This is a genomic window from Lysobacter sp. M2-1 (genome assembly GCF_022662495.1).
Lineage (GTDB): Bacteria > Pseudomonadota > Gammaproteobacteria > Xanthomonadales > Xanthomonadaceae > JAKPBU01.
Genome location: NZ_JAKPBU010000011.1, coordinates 76,097 through 92,874 on the forward strand (window position 1 = coordinate 76,097; position 16,778 = coordinate 92,874).

At 66.2% G+C, this 16,778-nt stretch carries 18 protein-coding genes and 1 pseudogene; 14 read left to right on the plus strand and 5 right to left on the minus strand.

Going from position 1 to position 16,778, the window contains the following annotated elements; translation table 11 throughout:
• Positions 1–25: 25 nt before the first annotated feature.
• A complete protein-coding gene (locus MC375_RS15615) occupies positions 26–445 on the plus strand; it encodes a thioesterase family protein (RefSeq protein ID WP_242104348.1) in 420 nt (139 codons plus the stop codon).
• 58 nt (positions 446–503) lie between these two features.
• On the opposite strand, the gene MC375_RS15620 is transcribed toward MC375_RS15615, so the two are convergent.
• Positions 504–950: a copper chaperone PCu(A)C gene (locus MC375_RS15620; protein ID WP_242104349.1), complete on the minus strand. Its 447-nt coding sequence runs from the start codon at positions 948–950 to the stop codon at positions 504–506.
• Between the two features lie 37 nt (positions 951–987).
• Here MC375_RS15620 and MC375_RS15625 point away from each other — a divergent pair, with 37 nt between their 5' ends.
• Together MC375_RS15625 and MC375_RS15630 are read left to right on the plus strand one after the other, a co-directional pair.
• Complete coding sequence (locus tag MC375_RS15625) at positions 988–2,547, plus strand: DUF4139 domain-containing protein (protein ID WP_242104350.1); 1,560 nt, start codon at positions 988–990, stop codon at positions 2,545–2,547.
• Between the two features lie 10 nt (positions 2,548–2,557).
• Positions 2,558–3,316 carry an enoyl-CoA hydratase/isomerase family protein gene (locus MC375_RS15630; protein WP_242104351.1) on the plus strand — a complete coding sequence of 253 codons (759 nt, stop codon included), beginning with the start codon at positions 2,558–2,560 and terminating at the stop codon, positions 3,314–3,316.
• A gap of 52 nt (positions 3,317–3,368) precedes the next feature.
• On the opposite strand, the gene MC375_RS15635 is transcribed toward MC375_RS15630, so the two are convergent.
• The 3 genes and pseudogenes from MC375_RS15635 to MC375_RS15645 form a co-directional block, all read right to left on the minus strand.
• Positions 3,369–4,214: a sulfurtransferase gene (locus MC375_RS15635; RefSeq protein ID WP_242104632.1), complete on the minus strand. Its 846-nt coding sequence runs from the start codon at positions 4,212–4,214 to the stop codon at positions 3,369–3,371.
• Positions 4,215–4,251: 37 nt separating this feature from the next.
• Positions 4,252–5,072 (minus strand): annotated as a pseudogene (locus MC375_RS15640) (DUF1289 domain-containing protein).
• A gap of 109 nt (positions 5,073–5,181) precedes the next feature.
• On the minus strand, positions 5,182–5,883 hold the full coding sequence (locus MC375_RS15645) for an FKBP-type peptidyl-prolyl cis-trans isomerase N-terminal domain-containing protein (protein ID WP_242104352.1): 702 nt from the start codon (positions 5,881–5,883) through the stop codon (positions 5,182–5,184).
• A gap of 174 nt (positions 5,884–6,057) precedes the next feature.
• Here MC375_RS15645 and MC375_RS15650 point away from each other — a divergent pair, with 174 nt between their 5' ends.
• The 4 genes from MC375_RS15650 to MC375_RS15665 all read left to right on the plus strand — a co-directional run bounded on the left by MC375_RS15650 (position 6,058) and on the right by MC375_RS15665 (position 9,274).
• Positions 6,058–6,840: an enoyl-CoA hydratase-related protein gene (locus MC375_RS15650; protein ID WP_242104353.1), complete on the plus strand. Its 783-nt coding sequence runs from the start codon at positions 6,058–6,060 to the stop codon at positions 6,838–6,840.
• Between the two features lie 27 nt (positions 6,841–6,867).
• Positions 6,868–7,212 (plus strand): hypothetical protein, encoded by a 345-nt coding sequence (locus tag MC375_RS15655; RefSeq protein WP_242104354.1) that lies wholly within the window; start codon positions 6,868–6,870, stop codon positions 7,210–7,212.
• Complete coding sequence (nth, locus tag MC375_RS15660; protein ID WP_242104355.1) at positions 7,209–7,895, plus strand: endonuclease III; 687 nt, start codon at positions 7,209–7,211, stop codon at positions 7,893–7,895. Before MC375_RS15655 ends, nth begins: the two co-directional genes overlap by 4 nt.
• 236 nt (positions 7,896–8,131) lie before the next feature.
• Positions 8,132–9,274 (plus strand): OprO/OprP family phosphate-selective porin, encoded by a 1,143-nt coding sequence (locus MC375_RS15665; RefSeq protein ID WP_242104356.1) that lies wholly within the window; start codon positions 8,132–8,134, stop codon positions 9,272–9,274.
• A gap of 89 nt (positions 9,275–9,363) precedes the next feature.
• On the opposite strand, the gene MC375_RS15670 is transcribed toward MC375_RS15665, so the two are convergent.
• Entirely contained in the window at positions 9,364–10,155 is a 792-nt protein-coding gene (locus MC375_RS15670) for a hypothetical protein (RefSeq protein WP_242104357.1), read from the minus strand.
• A gap of 138 nt (positions 10,156–10,293) precedes the next feature.
• Here MC375_RS15670 and pstS (MC375_RS15675) point away from each other — a divergent pair, with 138 nt between their 5' ends.
• From pstS (MC375_RS15675) to MC375_RS15705, 7 genes are all read left to right on the plus strand, one after another.
• Positions 10,294–11,361: a phosphate ABC transporter substrate-binding protein PstS gene (pstS, locus tag MC375_RS15675; RefSeq protein WP_242104633.1), complete on the plus strand. Its 1,068-nt coding sequence runs from the start codon at positions 10,294–10,296 to the stop codon at positions 11,359–11,361.
• Positions 11,362–11,616: 255 nt separating this feature from the next.
• Positions 11,617–12,705 (plus strand): phosphate ABC transporter substrate-binding protein PstS, encoded by a 1,089-nt coding sequence (pstS, locus tag MC375_RS15680; RefSeq protein WP_242104358.1) that lies wholly within the window; start codon positions 11,617–11,619, stop codon positions 12,703–12,705.
• Between the two features lie 79 nt (positions 12,706–12,784).
• Entirely contained in the window at positions 12,785–13,753 is a 969-nt protein-coding gene (pstC, locus tag MC375_RS15685; RefSeq protein ID WP_242104359.1) for a phosphate ABC transporter permease subunit PstC, read from the plus strand.
• On the plus strand, positions 13,753–14,604 hold the full coding sequence (gene pstA, locus MC375_RS15690; protein WP_242104360.1) for a phosphate ABC transporter permease PstA: 852 nt from the start codon (positions 13,753–13,755) through the stop codon (positions 14,602–14,604). Before pstC ends, pstA begins: the two co-directional genes overlap by 1 nt.
• Before the next feature lie 19 nt (positions 14,605–14,623).
• Positions 14,624–15,451 (plus strand): phosphate ABC transporter ATP-binding protein PstB, encoded by an 828-nt coding sequence (pstB, locus tag MC375_RS15695; RefSeq protein ID WP_242104361.1) that lies wholly within the window; start codon positions 14,624–14,626, stop codon positions 15,449–15,451.
• A 97-nt stretch (positions 15,452–15,548) separates the two neighbouring features.
• Entirely contained in the window at positions 15,549–16,259 is a 711-nt protein-coding gene (gene phoU / locus MC375_RS15700; RefSeq protein WP_242104362.1) for a phosphate signaling complex protein PhoU, read from the plus strand.
• A gap of 114 nt (positions 16,260–16,373) precedes the next feature.
• The gene (locus tag MC375_RS15705; RefSeq protein ID WP_242104363.1) at positions 16,374–16,736 is read left to right on the plus strand and encodes a hypothetical protein; all 363 of its coding nucleotides are present in this window, start codon (positions 16,374–16,376) and stop codon (positions 16,734–16,736) included.
• Positions 16,737–16,778 lie beyond the last annotated feature (42 nt).

Genomic DNA, 16,778 nt, shown 5'->3' on the forward strand with positions numbered 1-16,778 from the left:
TTTCTTCCTCCCACATCCTGCCCGCATGAGCCTCGACAACCGCACCGCCCTGTTCCGCTTGCCGCTGCAACTGCGCTGGGGCGACCTGGATGCGTTCAATCACGTCAACAACTCGAACTTCCTCACCTACCTGGAGGAAGCGCGGATCCGCTGGTTCGACTCCATCGGCGAGGCCTGGGTGACCGACGAGTTCGCGCCGCTGCTTGCGGCGGTCCAGCTCAATTACCGGCAGCCGATTCCGTATCCGTCGGAGGTCGTCGTGCAGCTGTTCGTCGATCGCGTCGGCACGAGCAGCGTCACGATCGGCCATGCCATCGCCAGCGACGATGGAACGATCCTGTATTGCGATGGTCACGTGGTCGCGGTGTGGATCGATCGTGCCAGCGGGCGTCCACGGCCGTTGCCGGACTCGATCCGGAAGGCCGTGTCCATGCAGGAGCTGTAGGAGCGCCGCTTCGACGCGACCGCCTCACCAGCTCTCCAGTCGCGCTAAAGCGACGCGCCTACAACGCCGGCTTGCGCACCTCGAATTCGCCGAGCAGCTTGCCGCCGCTGGCCAGCTCGAACTCGATCGCCACCTTGCTGCCCGGCTTGAGCGCTGCTTTCGGCTGCATCAGCATCAAATGTAGCCCGCCGGGCTTGAGCACTGCGGCATCGCCTGGGGCGATCCGCAGCGTGGGGACCGCGCGCATCCGGCTCACGCCGCCATCGATGCGTGTTTCATGCAACTCCACGCTGGCGTAAGCCGGACTGCTCGCGGCCACGATCGTCACCGCCGATGCGCAGGAATTCTCGATCCGGCCGAACCCGGCGTGCATCGGCATGCCGCCTGGCGTGAGCCTGACCCAGCCCTCGCGCACCCGCGGCGCGCAATCGCTTGCGCATGCGCTCAACGCGATGCAACACATCCAAAACGCAGCCAACCCCGAAGCCAAGCGATGAGCGTTCATCGGCCTATCATAACGACAGGCCTCACAGGAACCGCTCATGCATCGTGCGCTACCCCTGCTTGCCCTCGCCTGCTCCATGGCAGGCTGTACCCGCGAACAAGCATCGCCTTCTGCGGCACCGCAGTCCGACAGAGCGGACCCGCTCCCCCTCGCGGCGTCCAGGAGTCCGCAAGCCGCCCAGCCCGGCACCCACCTGACGATCTACAGCGGCGATTACGAACAGCTCGCCGCCGGCGCCGATTTCCAGGGGCCGGCACCCGGTTTCGTGCTGGTGGAGCGTGCGCTGAAATACACGTTGAAGTCCGGCGTCAATCGCATCAGCGCCACCGGCGTCCCGCGCGCGATGGATGCCGAAGCCGTGACACTGCGGCCGCTGGGCGCAGGCATCGGCATCCTGTCGCAGCGCTATATCGCCCCACCGAAAGGTTCGCGCGACGTGCTGGCCGCTGCAGCCGGCAGGAGAGTGACGGTCGAACACACCTCCGGCGGCGCCAAGCAAACCGACACCGGCACCCTGGTCAGCGCCAGCGACGGGCTGACCCTCGCGCTGAACGACGGGCGGATCAAGGTGATTCGCGAGTACGACAACTTCAGCCTGGTCGAAGCCGAAGCGCTCATACCGCAACAGGCGGCCCTGCAATGGACCGTGCAGTCGGCGAAGTCCGGCGAAGGCCGCTTCGAACTGTCCTATCCGATGGGCGGCATGGCCTGGCGCGCGGAATACCTGGCCACGCTGGTGCCTGGCGGTGGCTGCAGGCTCGATCTCGACGGCGCGGCGCTGGTGGCGAACCGTTCTGGCGTCACCTTCGGTGATGCGAGACTGACGCTGGTCGCCGGTCAGCCGGCGCGCGAACAGCGTCAGCGCGAAGAATTCGGGTACGACGCGGCGGCTTCCGCGGCACCCGAGATGCAACAGATGGCGGGCAACGTGCCGCAGGAACGCACTTCGGGCGAATACCACGCCTACGAGCTGCCAGGCGGCTTCGAGATCGCCAATGGCAGCACCGAACGGGTGCCGTTGTTCGCACGGCTGAACGACGTCGCCTGCGAACGTGCCTACGAGACCACGCCCGAAATCGGGCTGTGGGAACCACCGCAGCCGCTGATCGAACCCGGCTTCAACAACCAGACCGGACCGCAGCCGGTAAAGAGCACCGTCTCGCTGAACAAGGACAAGGCCTCGGCGCTCGATCGCGCCCTGCCGGGCGGCCGCGTTCGCGTCTTCGACGGACGCGACTTCCTCGGCGAATCGACGCTGGCGCACACGCCGAAGGGTGCGCAGATCCGGCTCGAAGTGGGCACTGCGTTCGACCTGACCGCCGAACGTGAGCGCACCGCGTTCCGCGTCGATCGCACCGGGCGCACGATGACCGAGTCCTTCTCCATTACGCTGAAGAACGCCAAGCCGATTGCCACGCCGGTGCTGGTGGTCGAGCCGATCCCGCGCTGGAGCGCATGGGAGATCGTCGACAGCAGCGTGCCGGCGAAGAAACGCGACGCCCACCGCGCCGAGTTCGAAGTTACGGTGCCCGCCAACGGTGAGGCACGCGTCACCTACACTGCCCGCTACCGCTGGGCACCCGGCATCCGTCCATGACGCACCATCCATGACATTCGTCGAAACCATCGATCACGGCACCATCCACGAGTTGCGGCTGGCCCGTGCACCAGTCAATGCGCTGAACCCGGACCTGTGCGGCGCACTGACGAGTGCGATCACCGGTTCTGCGGCGGCGGGAGCGCAAGGACTGGTGTTGTCTGGCGGGCCGAAGGTCTTCTCCGCCGGCCTGGACGTGCCCTTCCTGCTGGCCTTGGGCGAGAACCGCGCTGCGCTCGCCGCAGCCTGGGACGCGTTTTTCCAGGCGGCGCGCGCGCTGGCCAACAGTGCGGTGCCGGTGGTCGCGGCGATCGCCGGACACGCCCCCGCCGGCGGCTGCGTGCTGGCGCTGTGCTGCGATTACCGGGTGATGGCCTCGGGGCCGTACCGGATCGGCCTGAACGAAACCCAGGTCGGGCTGGTCGCTCCGGAGGGCATCCAGCACCTGATGCGGCGCGTGGTCGGTCCATATCGCGCGGAACGGCTGCTGGTCGGCGGGGAGATGGTCGACTCGGAGACCGCGCTGGCCCTGGGCCTGGTGGACGAGCTGACCGACATCGATCACGTCGCCCAGCGCGCCCGCGCCTGGCTCGAACCGCTGCTGCAGCTGCCGCGCACGCCGATGCTGCAGACCCGCGCCATCGCCCGCGCAGACCTGGTCGCGGCGCTGGCGCCCGAACGCATTCGCCTGGAGACGTTCCTCGACGCCTGGAGCGCACCCGACACACAGGCGGGACTGCGCGCATTGGTGGCGAAGCTGGGCAAATAGTCCGGCGCCGGCGATGCGGTGCGAATGGGCCGGACCGGTCGGCCCGATCCGGTCAGTCGCCGGTGGCGACCGGCCGCGACGGATCGCCGATCCATCCGCTCCAGGAGCCCGGGTAGAGCTTCGCCCCCTTCAGGCCGGCGCGTTCCATTGCCAGCAGCAGATGGCAGGCGGTCACGCCCGAACCGCACATCGCGACCACGTCCTCCGGGGCACGTCCCCGCATCAGGGCGCGGTATTCGTCCGCGAGCTGGGCCGGCGGCTTGAACCGGCCAGCGCTCAGGTTGTCGGCATAGGGGCGGTTGACCGCGCCCGGCACATGGCCTGCGACCCGGTCGATAGGCTCCTGCTCGCCGCGGAACCTCTCAGCGGCCCGCGCGTCCAGCAGCAGGCCACCAGCCTCCACATGCGCCTGTACCTGCCCGGCATCGACGAGTCGCGCCGGATCGAAAGCGCCGCGATAGGAGGTCGGCAGCCGACGCTGAGTGAAGCTTTCCGACGGCAGGCCCAATGAAGTCCAGCGCTTCCAGCCGCCATCGAGCACGGCGACCTTCTCATGGCCGAACACGCGCAGCAGGAACCACAAGCGCGCCGCATAGGCGCCATCGGCATCGTCATAAGCCACGACCTGGCTTTGGGCGTTGATACCCCATTGCTCCAGCCGCGCGCGAAACTGTTCGGCATCAGGCCACGGGTGGCGCCCGGCGCCTGCCTGGCCCGGCGCGGCAAGGTCGCTTTCCAGATGCGCATACACCGCGCCCGGAATGTGCGCCTCCCGGTAGGCGGACTCCCCCGCGTTCGGATCCACCAAGCTGAAACGGCAGTCGACAACGATCACGTCGTCGCGCTGCAGAGCGATCGCCAGCGTTTCGGCCTGTACCAGCGTGGTCCAACCTGCCATTGGGATCCCTTCTCTTGTCTGGCGCACCAACGCGCGCTCAGGAGGCGCGCCGGTCCATCCGGTCCATGAAGTTGTGCAGCATCGACGCCGTGGCTCCCCAGATCCGGGCCCCTCCGTCGTGCGGTAGATATTCCAGCACGTACCGCGTGCGTCCACGATAGTCGATCGGCACCCGTCGCAGGTTGGCGGGGGCGAGCAGGTGCGCCAGCGGGACCTCGAACACCGCGGCAACCTCGCGCGGGTCGGGAACCGGTTCCGCGTCCCCATGCACCAGACCCACGAGCGGCAGCACCCGGAACCCGGTGATCGTGGCCAGCGGATCCAGCCAGCCGAGCGGCTCCACCTGGGCCGGCTGCAGGCCGATCTCCTCGCGGGCTTCGCGCAGCGCTGCCGCTGCCGGGCCCGGATCGGCTGCCTCGACCCGTCCACCCGGAAAGCTCACCTGACCGGCGTGGTTGCGCAGATCGTCGGTGCGCAGGGTCAGCAGCACATTGAGCGCATCGGTCCTGGCCACGAGGCCCACCAGTACGGCCGCGGGAACCAGGGCGCTGTTACCTGGCAGCAAACCCTCCAGTTCCGCCTGGTTCCAGGCCGGACCCGTCGGGATGGCGTGCGGCGGATGCAGTGCACGCCGGATCGCATCGATCCGGGCCGCATGTGGACTCATCCGCGACCTGCTTCGCGCTGCGGCAGCTCGGTCTCCATCAGTCGCAACCGTTCGTCGTCACCCATCTGAAGCCAGCTGGCGATCTCCGCGCCGGTGCGATGGCAGCCCAGGCAATAACCGTCCTCGCCCAGCATGCATACGCCGGTGCACGGGCTCAGAACAGCGCGATACGGGGGATAGAAGGAACTCATCTTCCGGATAGCAAAGCGCCGACCTTCGTGGTCGGCGCCAGCAGGTCCATGAAACCAGCAGGTTGATTCACCGCATCCCGCCGAGGCGGGCGACCTGCTGCGTTCGGGCTTACTTCACGCTCACCAGCTTGACGTCGAAGACGACAGCCTGGTTCGGGCCGATCGGAGACTGCGGCGTGTTGCCGTAGGCCTTGTCGGCCGGCAGCACCACTTCCCAGCGGGCGCCCGCGGGCATCATGACCAGCGCCTCGCGCAGGCCGGTCAGCGGGATCTGGCTGACCTTCATGGTCACCGGTCCTGCCGGCTGGCCCTGCTGCGGCGTGTTGGTATCGACGAACGTACGACCGTCGGCCAGCGAACCCTTGTACTGCAGCTGTACGTCGCTGTTCTGGGTCGGCTTGGCGCCCGAGCCCTTCTCCACCTCGCGATACTGCACGCCGCTAGGCAGGCTCTTCACGCCCGCCTTGGCCTTGTTCTGGGCCAGGAATGCATCGGACTTGGTCTTGTTCTCGGCCGAAGCCTTGTCGAACTGGGCCTTGGCCTTGGCCAGCTGGCGCTGTTGCATGGCCTGCACGGCCGTGCGCAGCTGCTCCACCGGCACGGTCGGCTGCTTCTTGCCGAAGCCGTCCTGCACGCCCTTGTAAACCGTGGCCAGATCCACCTGTTCACCGCTCTCGACCAGATTGCGGCCGAGGTCGTAGCCAAGCGCGTAGCTCAGCTTGCCCTTCTCGGACGCGGTGTCCTGCGCGCTGGCAGCGCCGGCGGTCAGGGTAATGGCCGTCAACGCGGCGGCAAGCAAACGCAACTTCATGCGGTACAACCTCCAGGTGGGGTGTGCGGGCGCGTGGCGCCGAGGGCACGTAACTCGAAATGGACACGCTAGGATACCGGGCAGCCGGCTTAACCGCCACTGACACCGACCCCCTACGACTGCGCCGGGCCTGACAAGTTCCGCGTCCGAACCCCGATTTACGAGCCTTTCACAATGTCCGACAACGTCCTGAAGATCGCCGATCACGGCGCCGTGCGCGTCATCGCCATCGATCGCCCCGACAAGCTCAACGCCCTGAATGCTTCAACCCTGGAGGCGCTGCACCGCGCATTCGACCAGGCCGCGGCGGATGCGGCGGTGCGGGTGGTGGTGCTGACGGGGTCGGGGCCGAAGGCCTTCGTCGCCGGTGCCGACATTGCCGAGATGGCGGATCTGACGCCGATGGAAGCACGCGATTTCTCGCTGCGCGGACAGCGCATGATGCGACGGGCCGAGCGCATGCCCAAACCGGTGATCGCGATGATCAATGGATTCGCCTTGGGCGGCGGCCTGGAACTGGCGATGTGCTGTCACCTGCGCGTCGCCGCCGACACGGCCAGGCTCGGGCAGCCGGAAATCAACCTCGGTCTGATCCCGGGTTTCGGCGGCACTCAGCGCTTGCTGCGTCTGGCCGGACGCGCGGCGACCCTGGAACTGTGCCTCACCGGCGCGCCAATCGACGCAAACCGCGCACTGCAGCTGGGCGTGGTCAACCGGGTAATTCCGGCGGCCGAACTCGAAGCGGAAACGATGCAGCTAGCAAACCAGCTCGCCAGTTCAGCGCCGCATGCGCTGCGCAGCATGCTCGACTGCGTCAACATCGGCGGCGAATGCGGCATCGAGGAAGGCCTGGAATACGAATCCGCGCAATTCGGGCTGGTGTTCGCCACCCAGGACATGCGCGAAGGCACGCGCGCCTTCCTGGAAAAGCGCAAGCCGGCGTTCGCGGGGCATTGAACGATGTCGGCTTGCAGCCGCTGCGGCATGGGTATCGACACCGGGCAAGCTGACGCCCTGCCTCGCGTCGCGGAGGCGCTGGCGCAGGGCGACGTGGCCCTGGCGCTAGACCGCGGCCTGCTGGACTGGAACGGCTGCGAGGATTGCGCTCGCTCCATGGGGATTTCCCTGGAACAGATCGCCATGCTTTCGTCGACCCGCGCCTCCCGATTGAAGGCACTGGAGGCGCGTCAGCGCTTCCGCACCCGCGAGCAGCGCCTGCAGCGACGCGCCGAAGAACGCGCAAGCAGAAGACTCCCGCCCGTATCGGCACTGCCTCCCGCTGCTGCCGCGGCGCTGGCCCGGGCCAGGACCAGGGCCGGCAAGCCTTGAGTGCCGCGCGCAAGCCGCGCCGCACCGCGCAGCTGTCCGCGGCGGAAGTGGAGGAGCTCTTCGCCCGACTGGCCGAACTCGACCCCGAGCCGGCGACGGAACTCGAGTACTCCAGCCCCTACGAGCTGCTGGTCGCGGTCATCCTGTCCGCCCAGGCCACCGACGTAGGCGTGAACAAGGCCACGCGCCGGCTGTTTCCGGTCGCCAATACGCCCGCGGCCATGCTGGCGTTGGGCGAAGAACGCCTGAAGCGCCACATCTCGACCATCGGCCTGTTCAACGCCAAGGCCGCCAACGTAATCGCCATGTCCCGGCTGCTGATCGAGCGACATGGCGGCGAGGTACCGAATAGCCGCGAGGCGCTCGAATCGCTCCCGGGCGTCGGCCGCAAGACCGCCAACGTGGTGCTGAATGTCGCGTTCGGCGAGCCCACCATTGCCGTGGACACGCACATCTTCCGGGTCTCGAACCGGACCGGCCTGGCCCCGGGCAAGGATGTGCGCGCGGTCGAGGACGCGCTGGAGAAACGCGTGCCCGACGCCTACCGGCTGCACGCGCACCATTGGCTCATCCTGCACGGTCGCTACACCTGCAGGGCGCGCAAACCGGATTGCCCGAAGTGCGTGATCCGCGACCTGTGCCGCTATCCGGACAAGACACCAGGCGACAGTCCTCTTCTGTGAGCAGCCAGCATGCACGGGCGGATCGGGAATCTCCCGGGCCGCGCGCGCAACCAGTCGGTCCAGAACATGCGAATGGCGAATTGTGTCGATTTCCTGACAAGCTCACGAACTTATGAGGCAGCATTTGACCGCCTGAAGGTCGGTGCGACGGTGGAGCCGGCGTTGTTGTCATCGCAACGAAATATTCACGCCCTAGCCTTGCGGCTCATCTTCCAGGCCCCAAGGGCATTGCCAACATGAAAGCCACCCGCCATCTCCTCGCCGTCGCCCTGCTCGCCGCGATCGCGCCCGCCGCCCACGCGGAAATCGCCATCGACGTGATCGGTGGCTCCGAAGTCAGTCTCGAAGGCCTGGTCCAGGCCGACGGCAACTGGTTCGACAACGATCTGGCGGACCTCAACGGCGTCGGCGCCAACGGCGACGACAGCGAGTACGAGCTGCGCCGCGCCGAGATCGTGCTCAAGGGCAAGGGCCCCGGCAACTTCGAATGGGTATTGGGCTACGACGCCAAGGCCGACAAGTTCCTGGACGTCAACGCCAAGTACAAACTCGGCGGTGACAGCAACCACTTCCTGCAGGTGGGCCAGTACAAGCAGCCCAACAGCCTGGAAGAACTGTCCTCGACCAAGAACAACGACTTCATCTCCAAGGCCGCGGTCACCAATACCTACGCCGTGGCCCGTCGCCTCGGCGCCGCCTACGGCTATGGCACCAGCGACTGGGGCATCACCGCCAGCTACTTCGGCCGCGAGCTGACCCGCAACCTGGCGCACGGCTCGGGCTGGGGCGTGCGCGGCAACTTCGCTCCGGTCAACGAGAGCGGCAACATCCTGCACTTCGGCCTGGCGTACGTGAACTACGACACCGATGCAGATACCTTCCGCGTGCGCTCGCGCCCGAATGCCGACCTGGCCACGGTGCGCCTGATCGATGCCGGCACCATGACCGACACCGACCGCATCGCCACCACCAGCGGCGAGGCGATGTGGGTGCACGGTCCGTTCAAGCTGCAGGGCGAGTACTACACCAGCACCATCGACCGCATGGAAAGCGGCGACTACACCAGCACCGGCGGCTACATCAGCGGGGTGTGGAACATCACCGGCGAGACCTGGGGGTACAAGGCAGGCGTGCCCACCACTCCGCTGCCGAGCGAACCGGCCAGCGGCATGTGGCAGCTGGGCCTGCGTTACGACACCATCGACCTGAACGACGGCGATGTCGAAGGCGGCAAGATGGATGCGTGGACCGCCGGCGTGAACTGGTACTGGCGCTCCAACTTCAAGTTCATGCTGAATTACGTGATGGTGAACAGCGAGCGCGAGGACGTCAGCGACGATCCGAACATCATCGAGGCACGCGCACAGTTCTACTGGTAATCAACCCAGCAAACGGACGAAACAAAAAGCGCGGCTCAGGCCGCGCTTTTTTTGTGCAGGAGGCTGGCCGCAGGGCGCTTGCGCCGCGGTCATTCGTACTCGGGTCCTCGCTCGGTCCGGACCACAACGCCATTGACGTAGTGCGACGTCACGGACTGGTAGGTGCCTTCGGGCGTGCGTTCGGTGCTGCTCACCGGTCCGTTCAAGGCCATGCCGTTTCCGTCGGTCTCGATCCGCGCTGCCCCTGTCGCCGGATCGATCTCCGGATCGGCGGTGTCGTCGTAAGGCGAAGTCATGAACGAATCTTCGGTTCGAACCCCATTCTCGAAACGGACCCAGCGGCAGTTGCCGCGGCTGTCGCCGTCGACTACGAAGTAGCCATCCCTTGGATTGCCCTGCTTGTCGGTGGTGATCGCATTGCCGTTGGGAGCGAAGGTCTCGGCATTCGTCGGCTGGCCGTTCGCGGCAGGCGTGGCTTTGTAGGGTTCGCCGACCGGCTGGCCATTCTGATAGTTCTGGTAGGCGACCTGCCCGTTTCCGTCCGGGCCGCCGACGGGCACGGCGCCGTTGTGCGGAGACACGGGCCTGACGTAAAGGACCTCGCCGGGCCAGATCAGGTCGGGATTGCGGCCACCCGCCGCATCCGCAAACTGCGGGTTGTCGGCCATGAACTGCGCGCGCTGCGCAGGGTCGTTCCAGTCGAGACCCTGCTGGGCCATCAGCCCGCTGATGGTATCGCCTGGCTCCACTGCCACCGGCACCGTGCCCGCCGGAGCCTGCTGACCCTCCGGCCCCTGTCCCTGCTGCGCCTCCATCACCGAGGTATAGCTGACGTCGGGATTGCCCTGATAGGGCGGCGCGGATGAAAGTTCGGTCCCCATTGCGGCCTCCTGCTTGCGTGTGGTTCCGACACGGGAAGCATCCCGTGCCGCATCGACGCCGGGAACTGGGGCCGGCCCTAGGTACTGTCACGCGAGCGACATGCCGCTGGCATGCCACTGTCACACAACCGTTATGGAATGCACGCCAGTGCGGCCCTGATCCGCATTCACCACTGGAGCGCTTTCGTGTTCAAGACCCTGAAATTCCGCGTCGCCGCGCTCGCCCTGGCGACGGCTTTCGCAGCCAATGCCTTCGCCGCCGACATCACCGGCGCGGGAGCGACCTTCATCTACCCGGTCATGTCCAAGTGGTCGGCCGACTACAACAAGGCCACCGGCAAGAAGATCAATTACCAGTCGATCGGTTCGGGCGGCGGCATCGCCCAGATCAAGGCGGGTACCGTGGACTTCGGTTCGTCGGACAAGCCGCTGCCTCCCGATGAACTGGCCAAGGCCGGACTGGCGCAGTTTCCTTCCGCGATCGGCGGCGTGGTGCCCGTGGTCAACCTGCCGGGCGTCGAGTCAGGCGCGATGAAGCTCGATGGCCCCACCCTGGCCAACATCTTCCTGGGCAAGATCAAGACCTGGAACGATCCGGCGATCGCCGCGCTGAACAGCGGCGTCAATCTGCCTTCGAGCAAGATCACAGTGGTGCATCGCTCAGATGGTTCCGGCACCACCTTCAACTTCGTCAACTATCTGTCCAAGGTCAGCGGCGACTGGAAGTCCAAGGTCGGCGAAGGCACCAGCGTGAACTGGCCGGCGGGCATCGGCGGCAAGGGCAACGAAGGCGTGGCCGCCTATGTCAAGCAGATCAAGGGTTCGATCGGCTACGTCGAGTTCTCCTACGCGCTGCAGAACAAGCTCACGTTCTCGCGCCTGAAGAACGCCGCCGGCAACTTCGTGCAGCCGCGCGACGAGACCTTCCAGGCCGCCGCCGCCGGCGCCGACTGGGCCAGCGCCACGGACTTCCACCTGGTGATGACCGATGCGCCCGGCGAGAACTCCTGGCCGATCGCCGCGACCAATTTCATCCTGATGTACAAGCAGCCCAAGAACGTCGAAGGCGCCAAGGCCGCCAAGGAGTTCTTCAAATGGGTCTACGCCAACGGCGACGAGCAGGCCAAGAAGCTCGATTACGTGCCGCTCCCCGACGCTCTGGTCTCGCAGATCGAGGCCTACTGGTCGCAGAACATGGCCTATTGATCCGGGCCCGGACGTTACCCAGAACAATCTTCTCTCGCTTAGTGAGCAACTGCGGGCCCTTAGGGGCCCGCTTTTTTTGCGCGATGCATCGCCGGGCAGAACCGGTTGTACGCGAGATCCGGCATCACGACGTGGTTAAGCCGCTCCCGGAGCAGGCAGAACACACGCGCAGGGCATGTCATTGGGCTGTAACAAAAACATCATTTCATAGCGGCTCCCGGCGGCAGTCGCCGCCCGATGCCCTCGGAGTTCCGTATGAACGTTCGCGTCGCCCTCATCGCCGCGGCGATCGCCGTTTCCCTCGCCGCCTGCAAGCCGGCGGACAACAACGCCCCGGTTGCAGCCGGCGACACGGCCGCTGGCGCCCAGACGGCGCCGACCGGCGACAGGATCACCGCCGAGATCACCGGCGCCGGCGCCACCTTCATCTATCCGTTGCTGTCGAAGTGGTCCGACGACTACAACAAGGCCACCGGCGCCAAGATCAATTACCAGTCGATCGGCTCGGGCGGCGGGATCGCCCAGATCAAGGCGGGCACGGTGGATTTCGGTTCGTCCGACAAGCCGCTGCCACCCGAGGAACTGGCCGAGTCCGGCCTGGCGCAGTTCCCGTCCGCCATCGGCGGCGTCGTGCCGGTGGTGAACGTGGAAGGGATCGAGCCCGGCAAGCTGCGCCTGACCGGCCCGCTGGTCGCGGACATCTTCCTAGGCAAGGTCAAGACCTGGAACGATCCAGCGATCGCCGCGCTCAATCCCGGCGTCGCCCTGCCCTCGGCCAAGATCAGCGTCGTGCATCGTTCCGACGGCTCGGGCACCACATTCAACTTCGTCAACTACCTGTCCAAGGTCAGTCCGGAATGGAAGGCCAAGGTGGGCGAAGGCACCTCGGTCGGCTGGCCCACCGGCGTCGGCGGCAAGGGCAACGAAGGCGTGGCCGCGTACGTGAAGCAGATCAAGGGTTCGATCGGCTATGTGGAACTGGCCTACGCCACCGAGAACGACATGGCCTATACCGCAATGCAGAACGCGGCCGGGAACTGGGTGCAGCCGAGCGCCGAGACCTTCCAGGCGGCGGCGGCCGGGGCGGACTGGAAGAACGCCAAGGACTTCAGCCTGGTGATCACCAACTCGCCCGCGGCCCAGGCCTGGCCGATCAGCGCGACCAACTTCATCCTGATGTACAAGCAGCCCAAGGACGCAAAGCGCAGCCGCAACGCGCTGGACTTCTTCAAGTGGGCGCTCGAGAACGGCCAGCCGCAGGCCGATGCGCTGCACTTCGTGCCGCTGCCCAAGGAACTGGTCGAGCAGGTCGAAGCGTACTGGGCTTCCGACATCAAGGCGTGACCGCAAGGACGATCGAGTCGGCCCACGTGCATGAGGCGGGCCACCGTTCGACGTGCATGAGCACCAGGAACGCAATCGAATGAACAGCATCGCAGTCCCTCTGCCCAGCAGCGAACGCGACCGCCTAGATCAGCGTGCCGATCGCGGATTCCGCTGGCTGGTCACGGCTGCCGGCGTCTTCGTGCTGGTGTCGCTCGCCGCCGCAGCGCTGTCGATGCTGTGGGGCGGACGCGAAGCCTTCGCGAAGTTCGGCATCGCATTCCTCTGGACCGACCAGTGGGATGCAGTGCAGCAGCAGTTCGGCGCGCTGGTGCCGATCTACGGCACCCTGGTCACGGCGCTCATCGCGATGCTGATCGCGGTGCCGGTCAGCTTCGGCATCGCCATGTTCCTCACCGAGATCGCGCCGAAGTGGCTGCGCGGCCCGGTGGGCAGCGCGATCGAACTGCTTGCCGGCATCCCCTCGATCATCTACGGCATGTGGGGCCTGTTCGTGCTGGTTCCGTTCCTGGCCGAGCACGTCTATCCCTGGGTGGATGCCCACCTGGGCCAGATGCCGCTGCTCGGCACGCTGTTCTCCGGCCCGCCGCTGGGCCTGGGCATGGGCACCGCCGGTCTGGTCCTGGCGATCATGGTGATCCCGTTCATCTCGTCGGTGATGCGCGAGGTGTTCCTCACCGTGCCCGGCCGGCTGAAGGAATCCGCGTACGCACTGGGATCGACCAAGACCGAAGTCGTGTGGGACGTGGTCCTGCCCTACACGCGCTCGGCGGTGATCGGCGGGATCTTCCTGGGGCTCGGACGCGCGCTGGGCGAGACCATGGCGGTGACGTTCGTGCTGGGCAACGCGCACTTCATGACCCTGTCGCTGCTCGAACCGGGCAATTCGATCGCCGCCACCATCGCCAACGAATTTACCGAAGCGGATTCTGCGATGTATCGCTCCGCGCTGATCGCGCTGGGGTTCGTCCTGTTCCTGGTCACGTTCGTCGTGCTGACGGTGGCGCGGCTGATGCTGCGCCAGCTGCAGAAACGCGAGGGCACCTGATGTCGACTTCGCTGCACGCACGGCGCCAGCTCAAGAACGCCGCGGCCCAGATTCTGGCCACCGTGGCGACGATCTTCGGGCTGTTCTGGCTCGTGTGGATCATGTGGACCACGCTGAGCAAAGGACTCGGATCGCTGAACCTCGCCCTGTTCACCGAGATGACCCCGCCGCCCGGCGACGAAGGCGGCATGCTCAACGCATTCGCCGGCAGCGCGTTGATGAGCCTGTTGGGCATCGCGATGGGTGCTCCGATCGGGGTGCTCGCCGGCACCTTCCTGGCCGAGTACTCCAAGCGCAGCTTGCTGGCCGAGGCCGTGCGCTTCGTCAACGACATCCTGTTGTCGGCGCCGTCGATCGTACTCGGCCTGTTCGTCTACACCGTGGTGGTCGCGCAGATGGGCCATTTCTCCGCGCTCGCAGGCGGCATCGCGCTTGCGTTCATCGTGCTGCCGGTCGTGGTGCGCACCACCGACGAGATGCTGCGCCTGGTTCCGGCGCAGATGCGCGAGGCTGCGCTGTCGCTTGGCGTACCGCAATGGAAGGTGATCTTGCAGGTGCTCTATCGCGCCTCCCTGCCCGGCATCGTGACCGGCATCCTGCTCGCGCTGGCACGCATCACCGGCGAAACCGCACCGCTGCTGTTCACCGCGCTCAACAACCAGTACTGGACGACCAACATCTTCCAGCCGATGGCCAATGTGCCGGTCGTGATCTTCCAGTACGCCATGAGTCCCTACGACACCTGGCATACCCTTGCCTGGGCGGGCGCCTTCGTCCTGACCCTGTTCGTCCTGCTGATCAGCCTGGTCGCGCGCGCCATCGTGCTGCGCAACAAGATGGTCCACGATTAAACCGACCGGATCGCCCGTCATGAACGATGTCCACGCCAGCACCGCATCCAAACCGCGCATCGCCACACCCCAGCGCGCAGCCGCCAACGCTTCGCCCGTGAAGCTGGCCGCACGCGGGCTCGACTTTCACTACGACAAGTTCCATGCGCTGAAGAACATCAACCTGGAGATCCCGGAGAAGCGTGTGACCGCGCTGATCGGGCCATCAGGCTGCGGCAAGTCGACCCTGCTGCGCATCTTCAACCGCATCTATGCCCTGTACCCGAAGATGACCGCCACCGGTGAGGTGCTGCTGGACGGCGAGAACATCCTCTCGCCGAAATATCCGATGAACCGGCTGCGCAGCAAGGTGGGGATGGTGTTCCAGAAGCCGGTGCCGTTCCCGATGACCATCTACGAGAACGTCGCCTATGCCATCCGTCATCACGAGAAACTGTCCAAGTCGGAGATGAACGACCGGGTCGAGCACGCGCTGCGGCAGGGCGCGCTGTGGGAGGAGGTCAAGGACAAGCTCGGCCAGAGCGCGCTGGGTCTGTCCGGCGGCCAGCAGCAGCGCCTGTGCATCGCGCGCGCCGTCGCGCTGAAGCCGGACGTGCTGCTGCTCGACGAACCCACCTCGGCCCTGGATCCGATCTCCACCAGCCGCATCGAGCAGCTGGTGGAGGAACTGAAAGCCGACTACACCATCGCCATCGTTACCCACAACATGCAGCAGGCGGCGCGCGTGTCCGACTTCACCGCCTTCATGTACCTGGGCGACCTGATCGAGCACGACACGACCGAGACGATCTTCTCCAATCCCTCGAAGCGGCAGACCGAGGACTACATCACCGGCCGGTTTGGGTGAGGCAGTTGCCCGCGCGGCATTGCCGCGCAGCTTGCCGAACGCCCGCCATGGACGGCTGCGGATACCACCTTAAGCGACGCTCACAGGATTCCAGACCATGAACAACCAGCCCCACGACCACATCGTCAAGAGCCATGACGAGGAACAGCAACGCCTGACCGGCGAGATCCTGCGCATGGGCGAGATGGCCTGCGCCCAGCTCAGTGCCGCCCTGGACGTGGTGGAACGACGCGACGACAAGGCGGCCGAGCGCATCATCGCCAACGACGAGGCGATCGATGCGCTCGAGCGCGAGGTAAGTCACGACGTGATGCGCCTGGCCCTGCGCGGACCGCTGGCCGCGGACCTGCGGATCATCCTGGCGGCGCTGCGCATCTCGGCCGACATCGAGCGCATCGGAGACTACGCGGCCAACGTGGCCAAGCGCTCGCTCACGCTCAACCGCACGCCACCGCTGCCGCATACCCGCGGCCTGCGCTCGCTCGGCGAATTGGCCCTGCAACAGGTGCGCGACGTACTGGTGGCGTATCGCGACCTGGACGACAACACCGCGCTGCGCGTACGCGCCCGGGATGCCGAGCTGGATGCGCAATACACCAGCCTGTTCCGCGAGCTGCTGACCTACATGATGGAGGATGCGCACAGCATCACGCCGTGCACGCACCTGCTGTTCATGGCCAAGAACCTCGAGCGGATCGGCGACCATGCCACCAACATCGCCGAAAACATTTGGTTCCGGCTGCACGGCGAACAGGTACTGCCGCCCCGGGAAAAGCGGGACGAATCCAATACCTTCGGGGTCGAATAACGAACCCTTAAGGAAGGCCGAAACGCCAGCACTTCCGGCAGGGGCGCAGGTCCGGCCAAAGCGGTAGGATGCCCCTCCCAGCGGGCGCGGCGCCCGCCCCAGCGGAGCATACGCATGAACAAGAAACCCCTCGCCCTCGTGGTTGCCGGTGGTCTGGTCCTGGCCGGCTCTTCCTTCGCTTTCAACGCCCTGGCCGGCGGTTACATGAATGCCCCCGGCGGGGAGAAAACCGCCGAAGGCAAGTGCGGCGAAGGCAAGTGCGGAATGGACAAGATGGACACCGACAAGGACGGCAAGATCTCCAAGGCCGAGTTCGCCGCCGCCCATGACGGCAAGGACGACCAGTTCGCGTCACACGACTCGAACGGCGACGGTTTCGTCGACGCCGACGAGATGAAGGCGCACATGGACGCCAAGGGCGACAAGGCCAAGATGGAAGGCAAGTGCGGCGAGGGCAAGTGCGGCGGCAGCGCCTGAGCCCTTGCGACAGACCGAACGCCCGCGCACCGCGCGGGCGTT

Bases quoted from the DNA above. Each gene is read 5' to 3' on its own strand.
- MC375_RS15615 (WP_242104348.1), top strand. From the start codon at position 26: ATGAGCCTCGACAACCGCACCGCCCTGTTCCGCTTGCCGCTGCAACTG.
- MC375_RS15620 (WP_242104349.1), bottom strand. From the start codon at position 950: ATGAACGCTCATCGCTTGGCTTCGGGGTTGGCTGCGTTTTGGATGTGT.
- MC375_RS15625 (WP_242104350.1), top strand. From the start codon at position 988: ATGCATCGTGCGCTACCCCTGCTTGCCCTCGCCTGCTCCATGGCAGGC.
- MC375_RS15630 (WP_242104351.1), top strand. From the start codon at position 2,558: ATGACATTCGTCGAAACCATCGATCACGGCACCATCCACGAGTTGCGG.
- MC375_RS15635 (WP_242104632.1), bottom strand. From the start codon at position 4,214: ATGGCAGGTTGGACCACGCTGGTACAGGCCGAAACGCTGGCGATCGCT.
- MC375_RS15645 (WP_242104352.1), bottom strand. From the start codon at position 5,883: ATGAAGTTGCGTTTGCTTGCCGCCGCGTTGACGGCCATTACCCTGACC.
- MC375_RS15650 (WP_242104353.1), top strand. From the start codon at position 6,058: ATGTCCGACAACGTCCTGAAGATCGCCGATCACGGCGCCGTGCGCGTC.
- MC375_RS15655 (WP_242104354.1), top strand. From the start codon at position 6,868: ATGGGTATCGACACCGGGCAAGCTGACGCCCTGCCTCGCGTCGCGGAG.
- MC375_RS15665 (WP_242104356.1), top strand. From the start codon at position 8,132: ATGAAAGCCACCCGCCATCTCCTCGCCGTCGCCCTGCTCGCCGCGATC.
- MC375_RS15670 (WP_242104357.1), bottom strand. From the start codon at position 10,155: ATGGGGACCGAACTTTCATCCGCGCCGCCCTATCAGGGCAATCCCGAC.
- pstS (WP_242104633.1), top strand. From the start codon at position 10,294: ATGCACGCCAGTGCGGCCCTGATCCGCATTCACCACTGGAGCGCTTTC.
- pstS (WP_242104358.1), top strand. From the start codon at position 11,617: ATGAACGTTCGCGTCGCCCTCATCGCCGCGGCGATCGCCGTTTCCCTC.
- pstC (WP_242104359.1), top strand. From the start codon at position 12,785: ATGAACAGCATCGCAGTCCCTCTGCCCAGCAGCGAACGCGACCGCCTA.
- pstA (WP_242104360.1), top strand. From the start codon at position 13,753: ATGTCGACTTCGCTGCACGCACGGCGCCAGCTCAAGAACGCCGCGGCC.
- pstB (WP_242104361.1), top strand. From the start codon at position 14,624: ATGAACGATGTCCACGCCAGCACCGCATCCAAACCGCGCATCGCCACA.
- phoU (WP_242104362.1), top strand. From the start codon at position 15,549: ATGAACAACCAGCCCCACGACCACATCGTCAAGAGCCATGACGAGGAA.
- MC375_RS15705 (WP_242104363.1), top strand. From the start codon at position 16,374: ATGAACAAGAAACCCCTCGCCCTCGTGGTTGCCGGTGGTCTGGTCCTG.